General features: G+C 44.6%; 11 protein-coding genes. 3 read left to right on the forward strand and 8 right to left on the reverse strand.

Annotated elements, in window-relative coordinates:
- Positions 1 to 173: 173 nt before the first annotated feature.
- From IWT5_RS11565 to IWT5_RS11590, 6 genes are all read right to left on the reverse strand, one after another.
- On the reverse strand, positions 174 to 560 hold the full coding sequence (locus IWT5_RS11565; protein ID WP_089110092.1) for a type II toxin-antitoxin system PemK/MazF family toxin: 387 nt from the start codon (positions 558 to 560) through the stop codon (positions 174 to 176).
- Between the two features lie 349 nt (positions 561 to 909).
- Positions 910 to 2,022, reverse strand: a complete 1,113-nt coding sequence (gene alr / locus IWT5_RS11570) for an alanine racemase (protein WP_089110093.1) — start codon at positions 2,020 to 2,022, stop codon at positions 910 to 912.
- Positions 2,019 to 2,381, reverse strand: a complete 363-nt coding sequence (gene acpS / locus IWT5_RS11575) for a holo-ACP synthase (protein WP_089110094.1) — start codon at positions 2,379 to 2,381, stop codon at positions 2,019 to 2,021. The genes alr and acpS overlap by 4 nt, the downstream gene beginning before the upstream one ends.
- A gap of 181 nt (positions 2,382 to 2,562) precedes the next feature.
- On the reverse strand, positions 2,563 to 4,107 hold the full coding sequence (gene cshA, locus IWT5_RS11580) for a degradosome RNA helicase CshA (RefSeq protein ID WP_089110095.1): 1,545 nt from the start codon (positions 4,105 to 4,107) through the stop codon (positions 2,563 to 2,565).
- 207 nt (positions 4,108 to 4,314) lie between these two features.
- Positions 4,315 to 5,685, reverse strand: a complete 1,371-nt coding sequence (locus IWT5_RS11585; RefSeq protein ID WP_089110096.1) for a UDP-N-acetylmuramoyl-tripeptide--D-alanyl-D-alanine ligase — start codon at positions 5,683 to 5,685, stop codon at positions 4,315 to 4,317.
- 114 nt (positions 5,686 to 5,799) lie between these two features.
- Entirely contained in the window at positions 5,800 to 6,588 is a 789-nt protein-coding gene (locus IWT5_RS11590; RefSeq protein ID WP_143443101.1) for a hypothetical protein, read from the reverse strand.
- 166 nt (positions 6,589 to 6,754) lie between these two features.
- On the opposite strand from IWT5_RS11590, the gene IWT5_RS11595 reads away from it, so the two are divergent.
- Entirely contained in the window at positions 6,755 to 7,219 is a 465-nt protein-coding gene (locus IWT5_RS11595) for a low molecular weight protein-tyrosine-phosphatase (protein ID WP_089110098.1), read from the forward strand.
- A gap of 155 nt (positions 7,220 to 7,374) precedes the next feature.
- On the opposite strand, the gene IWT5_RS11600 is transcribed toward IWT5_RS11595, so the two are convergent.
- Entirely contained in the window at positions 7,375 to 8,076 is a 702-nt protein-coding gene (locus tag IWT5_RS11600) for a class A sortase (RefSeq protein WP_089110099.1), read from the reverse strand.
- A 165-nt stretch (positions 8,077 to 8,241) separates the two neighbouring features.
- Here IWT5_RS11600 and IWT5_RS11605 point away from each other — a divergent pair, with 165 nt between their 5' ends.
- On the forward strand, positions 8,242 to 9,480 hold the full coding sequence (locus IWT5_RS11605; protein WP_089110100.1) for a multidrug efflux MFS transporter: 1,239 nt from the start codon (positions 8,242 to 8,244) through the stop codon (positions 9,478 to 9,480).
- A 256-nt stretch (positions 9,481 to 9,736) separates the two neighbouring features.
- On the opposite strand, the gene IWT5_RS11610 is transcribed toward IWT5_RS11605, so the two are convergent.
- A complete protein-coding gene (locus tag IWT5_RS11610; RefSeq protein ID WP_089110101.1) occupies positions 9,737 to 10,612 on the reverse strand; it encodes a LysR family transcriptional regulator in 876 nt (291 codons plus the stop codon).
- Positions 10,613 to 10,773: 161 nt separating this feature from the next.
- Between IWT5_RS11610 and IWT5_RS11615 the strand changes: the two genes are divergently transcribed.
- Positions 10,774 to 11,913 carry an MFS transporter gene (locus IWT5_RS11615; protein WP_225360285.1) on the forward strand — a complete coding sequence of 380 codons (1,140 nt, stop codon included), beginning with the start codon at positions 10,774 to 10,776 and terminating at the stop codon, positions 11,911 to 11,913.
- Positions 11,914 to 12,234: the final 321 nt, after the last annotated feature.

The following is a 12,234-nucleotide window of genomic DNA, read 5'->3' on the forward strand; positions in this document are numbered from 1 at the left end:
CGGAAATTTAGAGTAAGAGTACTTTATACCTTGCACATCAAAACTAAAAAAGTCCTAATCACAAAATAGTGATTAGAACTAATTTAAGAAATTTACCAACAACAGTTGTCAAAGAGCCCAAAAAAGCTATCTTCCTGAGAAGATAGCTTTTTACATTATGTAAGTTTTCCAGATTAGGCTCGCTTATGCTGCTTATAGTCACTCTTTTTATTTAAGCCAATGCTGACTTCTAAAGCGTGATCAACTTGGTTCATGGTACCCGCATCTAATTCTGCCACATGATCTTTTAAACGCTGCTTATCTATCGTGCGGATCTGCTCTAATAAGATCACCGAATCTTTTTCGATACCCGTATGATGAGCTTTAATTGGCACATGTGTCGGCATTTTAGGTTTCGATATTCTTGCTGTTATAGCAGCGACAATCACCGTTGGACTGTAGTGGTTACCAATGTTGTTTTGAACGATCAGCACTGGTCTCACACCACCTTGTTCCGATCCAACGACGGGTGATAAATCAGCATAGTAGATATCGCCCCGTTTGATCTCATCATTTGCCATCTTTTCATCCCCTTGTACTTGCGCCAGCCCAATGATAGATCCTCCAACTATGACTGGGTAACGTGATATTCATACAGTCATTTAACCCAAGTAGGTTTGTGTTAACCTACCGTTAGTATCCGGTGATCAACGACTCCGTCAGATTGACTAAATCAATCGAATGCTAAGTTCTAAAAAGTTACGGGCTGAATTTATAATGATCATCGCCCATTTATTATACCTAGTACGCTATAACTTTTCATGATAGACGCCTATTTTTCTCCGTTACTTATTCTTACAATTCTACCATTGACGCTAATAAAAAAGAACCCCTCACCTAAGTTTTGCTCAGATAAGGGGCTCTCACAGTTTAATTAATATAAGTTCGATTTAATCGTTCAGTGAAACCACACGCAATTTCGTAGTGAATCGTCCCACAGTAATCAGCAACATCCTGTAAACTAATGGTCTTGCCGTGATCCTCACCAATCATTGTCACTTCAGTTCCTACTGGATATTCGTGCGGTAATCGAATCATCAGCTGATCCATGCAAACGCGGCCAATAATATCGCAATAGTTAGCATCTACTAAAACGTGGAAGCCTTGAAGACGACGCTCATACCCGTCAGCATAACCAATCGGCAAAGTTGCCACCCATTCATCTTGCTGTGCCGTATAAGTCGCCCCATAGCTCACCGAGTAACCCTTAGGTAACTTTTTGACGAATACCATTTTGGTCGTCAAGCTCATCGCGGGTTGTAATTCAAACGGCGGGGTTAATTCAACACCAGAGGGATTAAGCCCGTACGCTGCAACGCCATAGCGAATCATATTACCGTTGCAGGCATCATGCCATAGGCTGGTAGCAGAATTAGAGACGTGGACATACTTTGGTCGGACCGGTAATACCGCCATAAACGCTTGCCAGCGCGCTAGCTGATGTTGGAAGTAAGCTGTATCTGCAGCGTCAGCTTTGGAAAAGTGAGTAAAAATACCCTCAAAATTAAATTGGCTACTTGATTCAAGATATTCAGTTGCGGTGCGTAACTCTTCGGGATATTGAAAACCGATTCGTCCCATGCCAGTATCTAAGGCAATATGGACCGCTAACTGATTGTCACCAGTCAAATAGTTGGCCGCTTCTTTCAACCAATCAATCGAACCAACCGTGGCAGAAATCCGATTTGTTGCCATCAAATCAGCATATTGCGGCTCAGTGATGCCTAATACCAAAATCGGCTGTTTGAAACCAGCATCTCGCAGCGTTAAAGCTTCATCTAAAATAGCAACACAAAAGCCGGTTGCTCCGGCCCTTTCGGCAACCGTTGCTACTTCAACGATACCGTGGCCGTATCCGTTAGCCTTAACAACTTGAAATAGTTCCACTCCCGGCTTCAACCGGGACTTTTCAGTAGCAATATTATGGTAAATAGCGGCTCTGTTAATGACCAGCTGTGTCGGCCGGTGAATACCAATTGTCATTTTGCTGAATCTCCTTCTAGCAAGACTTGAGCCATCACTAAATCGCGGGTATGAGAGATTGAAACGAACCCTTTTCCCTCGAATGGATGCTTAACCAGTACTGGTTTACCGTTCTCATCGTCTAGTATTTCCAGGTCTTGAAAAGAAACCGCTTGGCCAATTCCCGTTCCGAACGCCTTGCTATAAGCTTCTTTGGCAGACCAGCGACCAGCAAGAAATTCGGCACCACGCTTAGCGTTCAAGGTTCGATAGACAGCTATTTCGTTTGGTGTTAACACCTTTTTAACGAACCGCGCCTGATCCGTTACTTCACAGATTCGGCTGATTTCTTCAATATCTACTCCAATTCCGTATATCAAGCTAGCGCCTCACTTTCACACTGATTTCGTAGTTTTAATTTTACCACATTCAATCACCCACTAGCATGACTCCTACTCACGCTTGGTTGATGCTTTTTCACTCGCTAATTTCTCATTTTTTCTCATAAAAAAATATGATTCCTCAGCTCACTGACTGAAGAATCATATTTTAAACGTTTAATTAATCTTTTTTACGAATCGTAAAACCATGTTTGTTGCCACCGCTGTTCTTACGGTCGCGACGATCACGGCTACCGCCATGATCCCGATGGTCCTTACCAGAACCTGAACCTGAACGACGATGACTGTCATTACCTTTACCGTAACGACGGTTGTTGCCGCCACGACCATGGCCGCCACCATGACCGCCACGATAATTACGGCTACCGCCGCCACCCTTGTGACGAGGTAATGGCCGTTCTGGTGTGATCTTAACGGGAACTTGGTTAGAGTTATCCTTGGTCAAGTCATTCAGAAGAGCAGCAACTAAGTCAACTGCTTCGTACTGATCCAACAGCTTTGAAGCAACGTCAGCATACTTGTCAGTATCGGTTTTTTCAACCAGATCCTTAACTGTAGCTTCAGCATTGCTCAACTGACCGTTGAAGGCTTCGGCTTCCGAAGGTGGCTTCAATGGCAGCATCCGCACCTTAGTCAACTTTTCAATCTCACGCAGGTAGTCCATTTCGTTTGTTGTCACGAAGGTTAATGACACACCATGATGACCGGCACGACCAGTACGGCCGACACGGTGCACGTAACTATCTGGATCTTGAGGAATATCGTAGTTAAAGACATGGGTAACATCTTCAACATCGATCCCACGGGCAGCAACATCGGTTGCCACTAAGATATCAAGCTTACCATGCTTAAACCGGTTCAGAATTTGTGAACGGCTCTTCTGAGTCAAATCACCGTGAATCCCAGCAGCGTTATAGCCACGGGCTTCAAGGCCACGGGTGATTTCATCCACCCGACGCTTTGTTCGAGTAAAGACAATGCTCAGATCAGGTGCTTGAACATCAAACATCCGGGTCATCACATCAAACTTCTCATAGTCCTTAGCACGGACATAGTATTGTTCAATTAAGTCAGTCGTTAATTCTTTTGCTTTGATCTTAACGTGGTGTGGTTCGTGCATAAATTGCACACCAACCCGTTTGATCTCTGGTGGCATCGTTGCAGAAAACAGCATTGTTTGCCGTTCGTCTGGCGTTGCCTTGATGATAGATTCAATATCATCTAAGAATCCCATGTTTAACATCTCATCGGCTTCATCTAAAACCAGCATTTTAATGTGGTCTAGTTTAACGGTCCGACGGTTCATATGATCCAACAGACGGCCAGGCGTTCCGACTAAGACTTGGGGATGGTTCTTCAAGCTGTTGATTTGACGACGGATATCAGCACCACCGTAGACAACTTGAACCTTCGCGTGCTCTTCATGACCCAATTGGAAAATTTGTTCCTGGGTTTGAATGGCTAATTCACGAGTTGGTGAAATGACCAGCGCTTGAATGTTGGGATCGTCCCGATCGATGTTTTGCAAAATAGGTAAAGCGAAGGCCGCAGTCTTCCCAGTCCCTGTTTGTGCTTGTCCGATAACGTCTTTACCTTCCAATACCATTGGAATGGTTTCTGCTTGAATGGGGGTTGCTTCCTCGTAACCGTTACGTTCGACGGCCTTGAGCAAAGCTTTTGATAACCCGAGTTCTGAAAACTTCAAATAAGTGTCCTCCTAATAGGCTTTTACAAAGGGAATAAGACTATGAGAAATCCGTCTCGTATGGTGCGTCATATTCCCCGTTTGAATGATGCAGTTCTAAAAAAATACAACTAGAGTATCATACATCACCCACGAGAGAAAAGCAACTACTAATATTCACAGTAGAAAAAACAGCCGCTTCTATAAAATAGACAGCGGTTGTTTGAATTATTGTAATGCAGCTAAAACATTCTCTAAATGGATGCCGTGACTACCTTTAATTAAAACAATATCCTCAGATTGAATATCCTCATTCAGCTGAGCAATTAACTTTGCCTGTTCAGCCGTTTCATATAAGTGAAGATGACTCAGCTCAAATCGATCCTGTAAGGCTTGGTACAATGCTTTCATATGCGGGCCCACAAGGTAAACATCCTGAATAGACTTAGGATCAAAAGCTTCCTCCAATCCAGCATGTAACCGATCAGACTGTTCCCCTAACTCCAGCATATCGCCCAGTACGACGCGCCGCTTGCCATTAGTCGCCACTTTGGAGAAAGCCGCCATCACTTCTTTGACCGCCGTTGGATTTGAATTATAAACATCACTTAAAATACGTTCGCCTGCGTGACCATTTACCCACTCTGCACGGTTTTCCGTCAGATTAAGATTGGTAAAGGCTTTGGCAGAGGCCTGTGGTGAGATTCGGTATAACCGCGCAACACTCAGGGCGGCCAACGCATTATTAACGTTATAATCACCGATCATCGGCACTGTCATTTTCTGATCCGGCCATGCACTGGTGGTGAACCGAGTTTGCGTATCCGTTGCTTCAACATCCAAAACATACATATCATCCGTCTCATGGCGGCCAAACGTTTGCTGACGTTGAGAGATAGCTTTAGCGCGTTCAACCAATAAAGGCTCATCGCCATCGTAAATAAACGTGCCGTCTGCCTTCAAGCCATGCGTGATTTCCATCTTCGCATCAGCAATTTTATCCCGCGTGCCAAAGAATTCAATGTGCGCTTCACCAATCATGGTGATGATGGCAACGTCTGGCTCTACCAAGCGGCTTAAGAAATCAAGTTGGCCCGGACGATCCATGCCCATTTCAATCACCAATACTTCAGTATTAGGCTCCATGGATAAGATGGTAACGGGCACGCCAATTTCGTTGTTAAAATTAGCCATCGTTTTCGTCACGTTAAACTGAGTGGCGAGAATGGCGGCAACCATATCTTTGGTCGTCGTCTTACCATTAGACCCAGTAATGGCCACAACTTTAGGATTGATTTTTAATAGATAGTACCGACTAAGGGATTGCAGCGCAGTCAACGGGTCATCGACAACCAGCACAGGTAAGCCAGCGGGTGCCTCGCCATGATCTGCTTTCCAAAGTGTAGCGACCGCACCATTTTGCAGTGCACCCTTAACAAACTCATGGCCGTCGCGTTCGCCTTCCAACGGCACAAATAGTGCCCCCTTAGAAAGCTGACGACTATCAAATGCGACACTGGAAACTTCAATCTGATTCCAGGCACTCGTATCATTCTGAGCAGAAATTGCGCTTGCAATTTCACCAAGTTGCATCTTCATTGAAAACAATCTCCTATTTTCGTCTCATTTTTTAAAACACGTCGGGTCTCATTATACCACGACTCCCCACCAAAAAAACGGGGACATATCGAGCTGTTCCTCGATTGACTCCGCTTATAAATCCATTTCATTTTCTGTAAAGGGCGTTTCATCAGTAATCTCAATACTCCACTGCTTTTGCTCAACATCATATTTGAGGGTCCCAACTTGGTGGGTCGTTTCGTAGACATCCATTCGGTCATGCCACCAGTTTTGCCGTTCCGGATGTTCCTGCAATCTGATGGGGATTAAGTACACCCTGCGCCGCTCAACTGCTTGATCAAAGGCAAACACTAATCCCTCTGAGAAAGCAGCCGACAGTTTTTGAATGATGTCCTTAGGCACCTCACTAACCGAAAAGGGCCGGTTAAACATCATCCAACGATTACTATGCAATAGCCTTAAATGACGTTTCATTGAAATATCCAAAATATGTTCAAAGGTCGCCATCTGACGATAGTAAACTTTGACAAAATCGCTCTTCGTACTTAAAAAAGCGTAGGCGTTCTGCAGCTTAGAATAGAGTGGCAAGTGATAGTGAGTGCCCATGTGGGCCATATATAATAGTTCGGCAATCTCACTAGGCATCATTAAATCCAAATCATCGCTCTCATGATAATCCAGCCACATCTTAGGGGAGTCCGTCCGTGAAAGTAAAAACTCACGAACTGAATTTTGCCCAGTGACCGTTTGAAAACGGGTGTGACTATTAACTTGATTACCCTCAAGCTTTCCATCGATCAAAACAATTCGTTGTGGTACTTCCGGCATACCGTTCACAAAATCGGCCGAAGTAATCCCATACGAAATCACAAGATTGTTCACCTGTTCCCAGTTGATATAGATAAAATTCCCTTGCATCACATTTCCCACGCTCTCTCTCGTTTTAGACACTTTTATTGTACTACGAAACAACTCTAAAAAATGCTAAAGGTTCAATCTGATTAAATTTATTGTGGTTGTTCCGTCGCTTGACGTGCCGGTGGTTATTCAATAATATGAAGGAAATGATTCAAAAGGAGCTTCCATCATGACCAACGTACTTTTTGTCTGTTTAGGTAACATCTGCCGGTCACCTATGGCCGAAGCCATTTTCAGGAATCTGGTTGCCAAAGCTGGCCTGCAGGATCAAATTCAAGTTGATTCATGCGCAACGAGTAGCGAAGAAGAGGGTCATCAGCCTCACCCCGGTGCACGTAAAGTGATGGCTGCCCACGGCCTGGATTACAGCGACATGCACTCGCGACCAATTACCTGGCAAGATTTTGACTGGGCTGATTACATTATTACGATGGACAACCAAAACATCTTTAACCTCAACCAGATGGCGCCTGCGCAAGACCGCCATAAGATTCATCTCTGCTTAGACATTCTGCCCGATAAACAGGGGCAGGAAATTCCAGATCCCTGGTACACCCACCGGTTTGAATATACCTATCAAGTCTTAATGTCGGCACTGCCAGCTTGGTTGGATAGGATTAAAGCGGCTGACTAAAGATTTACCTTTGTGCAATACGCCAATCTAGCCCAGAACGGTTCCACAACTCAGATTCCGGCCATATAACGTGAATAAAACCCATTCCGACAAAGTTCGCCGGAATGGGTTTTATTCACGTTATATTCTGGAATCTACCGAGTTGTTTCGCACACTTACTTATTATTAAACCTCGCCTCAAACCCCTTTTGAACCTTCACCGGCGTATCCGCCAACTTTGCAGTATGCGTCAATCTCCCACGGATCATCAACCGCCGCGCCCCTGTTGCGTCACAGGTCACTAGCGTAATGATATTGGCCTTCGTTTGGTTCACCACGTCAACACGCGTGGCCGCGATAAACGCCCGTCGGTAAACCTTAAACGTGTAGACCTGCTTCATGTCCGTGGTGTAGATCGTGTCGCCTACCCGCGTCTTAAAGTACAGCGGTGAAAAAAGAATGTCTTTGCGCACCATGTGGTGGCCCGCCAACGGATAGTTACCGTGCCCCATCTTCTGATCTGAACGCATGGTCCCGGCAGCTAACGCAAGCGTCGTATTAGCAACGCCTTTAGCAATCGGCAAGTGAATACCGGACTTGGGAACTAAGATCTGACCCACCGGCAGAATTTTTTTTGAGTTCATCCGGGCATTCGCCACCGTTGAGAAATTCAGAGATTTAGCGTTTTTAAAATTAAAATTAGCCTGCTTCTTGTCGTTGTCAGCAGCTGATTTAGCCGTTATTTTCGGTTGATACGAACTCACCAGATAGTTCTTGATCTGCTGGTTAAAAATTAATCCCAGCGAAATGAGTAACAGTATCACCAAACCAATGCGATACAGCCACCTTGTAAATTGGCTATGTTCTTTATGTTTCATTTGTTCTCCCCACCATCCCTATTAAATCGCATATGTAAGCGATCTAATAATTTTAACGCGTAATTGGTATACCTTGGTTATACACCCAAAACGTGCTACTCTTAATGTTACTGCTATATTTTAACCGATTGAAGAATGATTTAAAAGAAAGAAGATTGATATTCATTGACTGAACCAGAACCTGCCACCGTCAAGCCCAAACGCCCCATCTGGCGGCGCAACTTATTCGTCCTGTGGTTTGGTACCTTCATGGCTGGACTCGCCTTTAGCGAAATCATGCCGTTCTTATCCCTCTATGTGGATACACTAGGTAACTTCACCAAAGATCAGCTTAACCTATACTCCGGTATCACGTTCTCCGCGACCTACTTGGTAACAGCCGTAGCCAGTCCAATGTGGGGCCGCTTAGCTGACCGAAAAGGCCGTAAACTGATGCTGTTGCGCGCGTCACTAGGAATGGCCGTTGTGATGGGGCTAATGGGCGCTGTCACCAGCGTCTGGGAATTGATGGCCCTCCGTTTTATCCAAGGAATCTTTTCTGGCTACATTAGTAATGCCAACGCGCTGATGGCCACTCAGGCGCCTAAAAGCAAGAGCGGCCAAGCGCTTGGGACGCTATCAACTGGTTACGTTGCGGGATCACTGTTCGGTCCCCTCGTTGGTGGTGTTTTAGCCGAAATCTTTTCCTATCGCGTCACCTTCTTTATTACCGGTGCGCTTTTATTATCCGTCTTTTTCGTGAGCTACTTCTTCGTGACGGAATCGTTCACGCCCGTTAAAAAAGAAAATATGCTGTCGAGTAAAGAAGTACTGGGTGTGGTCAATCATCCAAGATTAATTTTGGGAATGTTCATTACTACCCTGATCATCCAGGCTTCCAACATGTCCATCTCACCCATTTTGTCACTGTACGTCAGAGAAATCATGCCCAAGGGATCGGCAATTACGCTGTTTAGTGGTATTGTTGCTGCCATTCCGGGGGTTGCCACCCTCTTTGCGGCTCCTCAGTTGGGCCGCTTAGGCGATCGAATTGGGACTGAATTAATTTTGTCGATTGGTTTTATCTTTGCCATCCTGGTCTATCTGCCAATGGCGTTTGTCACTAACGTCTGGCAACTGATGTTTTTAAGATTTTTAATTGGTATTTCTAACGCCACTATGTTGCCAGCTGTCCAAACGATTCTGTCAAAAAACACCCCACCAGAGGTTACTGGCCGGGTCTTCAGTTGGAACCAGTCTTTCCAAGCAATTGGCAGTGTGCTGGGACCAATGATTGGTTCAGTCGTTTCCACGGTGTTCGACTACTCGGGAGTCTTCATCTCAACCTCGGTTCTAGTTCTGTTAAACTTCCTGCTAGTTTGGCATAATACGGCTAGTTTGAGGAGAAAACATTTGAATAGCTAGAGTGCGAAGGCAAGCGATTAGATAGCTGGAGCACGTTTTGGCAATGTAACAGCAAAGAGTACAAAATTCCCGAACTTGGATTTATGGATTAGTCGGTTTGCATGCAGTTCCCTGCTTGCCTGAACACGTTTACGCAATCTAAAAACCAAGCGTCACGTCCAATCATAACTATTGGATGTGGCGCTTTTATTAGCAACAAAATTCAACGATACATAAAAGCGGTGCAAATCCACGAGCTTGCGACAGTTGATTAAAATTAATCATTTTCCCTGACCGCTTTTTTAATCACATCCATAATCTGATTGGCAAGATGCGTTGGCTGGCGGTCACTGCGGTATCTCAAGGTCAACCATACATGGGGCAATTGTGCGTCTGAAATGTGCAATGGCACCACTGTATCCGGTAATTTTATTAAGTCTGCTAGAAAACCAAGCGCCACGTTGGATGCTACAGCATCTAATACAACATGTGCATTATCACTTTCAAACAGCACCTGAGGCTCTTGTCGTGCATATAACCGCGCAAAAATTTTATGGTTCAAGAAATTAGCACTCTTGGTGACTATTGGAAATCCCAACGTGTCCTTAACGGTAACCGAACGTTGGCGAACCAATGGATGATTCACACTTGCGAGTAACCGAAAATGAATTGGTACCAATCGATCTTCTACTGGGTTTTCTTCACGCTCTACTTCGCCAGTGATAATCGCATCTACTTCCCCAACTGCCAATTTCTGATCCAGAACCAGTGAACCAGCTTCCACGAAACGTACATGCTGAAATAAGCCATTGGCCTGCAATGCTGAAACAATTTTTAGCAGATACTGCTCACCAATCGTTGGTTCAATTCCTATCAATAATGAATCCGCGGTCATTCGAGCAATGACTGCCCGGTTACGCTCCCAGACCGTCAAAATTTCTTCGGCAGTCTGGCTTAATTGCCGTCCTGCTGGCGTTAACTGCACACCGTTAGTATGTGGATTACGAATCAAAAGTTCAGTATTAAAGTACCGTTCAAGCCGCTTAACAGATTGCGTGATAGTTGGCTGACTCACTGAAAAATTCTTTGCAACTTGAGTAAAACTCAATACTTGGTTCAATTGGTGGAAATACGCCAGATCTCTAAAATTCATAAGCACCTCATAAATAAATATTATAGTATTGTTCACTTTGACTATAATACCACTGAAATGATAGAGTAATCCGCATCACTTATAAGTGAAATTAATAGTGAAACCTGGTCATACATATGAAATCAATCACTTATTGGCACCGAAATCTCATGGTCCTTTGGATGGGCGCATTTATGTCTGAAGGCGCAATATCATTAATTGTTCCAATCTTACCTCTGTTCCTAAAAAGCCTTGGCAACTACACTCCAAGTCAACTCAGTCTGCTTTCCGGCAGCATCTTCGCCGTCACCTTCCTCATCAAAGCGGTTGTTTCACCGCTGTGGGGAAAGCTTTCTGACCGTGTTGGACACAAACCTATGCTTTTGCGAGCCGCTGGGGGATTAAGCTTCTGTTGTTTCATGATTGCTATTGCACCAAACGTGTGGCTGATTATCCTTGCACGTGCCATTCAAGGTATTTTTTCTGGTTACATCAATAACGCCGAATCCATGATTGCTACAGAAGCACCCAAAGAACATAAAGGTTGGGCTTTAGGCACACTGGCAACTGGCGATACAGCGGGATTACTTTGCGGCCCAATCATTGGTGGCACATTAGCAACCTTCGTTGGATTCCGGGGTACCTTCTTCATTGCCGCACTGTTGATGCTTGCCGTATTTGGTCTAAGTTGGAAACTAGTGACGGAAACCTTTGAACCCGTCCCTGCTTCTGAAAAAATGGGGATCCGTGATACGCTTTCGGCACAGCCACATATCAAGCTACTACTATTAATCTTTGTTCTAACTTTAATCGTGCAAGCCACTAACAATGCGGTTAATCCAATTTTAAGCCTATATCTGGACGATCTATTGCCGTCAGCCCCTCACTTACCGCTTATTTCTGGAATTGTGGCAGCCCTACCAGGCATTGCCACCGTTTTATCAGCGGGCTACCTAGGACGTTTGGGTGATATGCACGGTCAACGCAAACTGTTGATTGGTGGTCTCGCCCTTGGAACGCTCATCTACATCCCTCAAATCTTCGTGACCAACATCTGGGGGCTTGGCAGTCTACGCTTTATTACTGGCCTTTCAATTGCTGCATTACTGCCAGCATTACAAGCTATATTGACGCAAAATACACAACCGGCAGCACTGGGGCGAATCTTTAGTTATAATCAAACGTTTCAAGCATTAGGCAACGTGTGTGGTGCGATGATCAGTGCTGGGATTGCCAGTGCATTCGGTTACGTTCAGGTTTTCACCGCGGTCTGTGTGATGGAAGCTCTCGGTTTATTGCTAGCGTGGAGATTGAAATGCTAGAGTGTTCAGGCAAGTCTTTGCTTGCCTGAACACGTTTACGCAATCTAAAAAAACAAGAAGCTGTGTCAAAACTCGGTAGATTCCGGGCATTTAAGCTATATTAACGTATTGAATCACAGTATCGTTATGACTAATCGTAACTCAAAAATGGATTGAAATACCTACCAATATTGACTTATGGCACAACCTTTTATTGGCTCTACAATATCTGTTGTTGGTAATAGATTCTATCTATTACTGATAACAGATTTTTTGTACACTATTAACTAATAAAAAAACGGGCATTCCCGCCCGTTCATTAAAATCAACCACGACGAAGAT

It is taken from the genome of Secundilactobacillus mixtipabuli (genome assembly GCF_002217925.1).
In the GTDB taxonomy this organism is placed as follows: Bacteria; Bacillota; Bacilli; order Lactobacillales; family Lactobacillaceae; genus Secundilactobacillus; species Secundilactobacillus mixtipabuli.

What these genes read in the sequence shown, in the direction of transcription:
- IWT5_RS11610 (WP_089110101.1), bottom strand. Translation starts at nt 10,612, where the DNA reads ATGAATTTTAGAGATCTGGCGTATTTCCACCAATTGAACCAAGTATTG.
- IWT5_RS11585 (WP_089110096.1), bottom strand. Translation starts at nt 5,685, where the DNA reads ATGAAGATGCAACTTGGTGAAATTGCAAGCGCAATTTCTGCTCAGAAT.
- IWT5_RS11565 (WP_089110092.1), bottom strand. Translation starts at nt 560, where the DNA reads ATGGCAAATGATGAGATCAAACGGGGCGATATCTACTATGCTGATTTA.
- IWT5_RS11615 (WP_225360285.1), top strand. Translation starts at nt 10,774, where the DNA reads ATGGGCGCATTTATGTCTGAAGGCGCAATATCATTAATTGTTCCAATC.
- IWT5_RS11600 (WP_089110099.1), bottom strand. Translation starts at nt 8,076, where the DNA reads ATGAAACATAAAGAACATAGCCAATTTACAAGGTGGCTGTATCGCATT.
- alr (WP_089110093.1), bottom strand. Translation starts at nt 2,022, where the DNA reads ATGACAATTGGTATTCACCGGCCGACACAGCTGGTCATTAACAGAGCC.
- IWT5_RS11595 (WP_089110098.1), top strand. Translation starts at nt 6,755, where the DNA reads ATGACCAACGTACTTTTTGTCTGTTTAGGTAACATCTGCCGGTCACCT.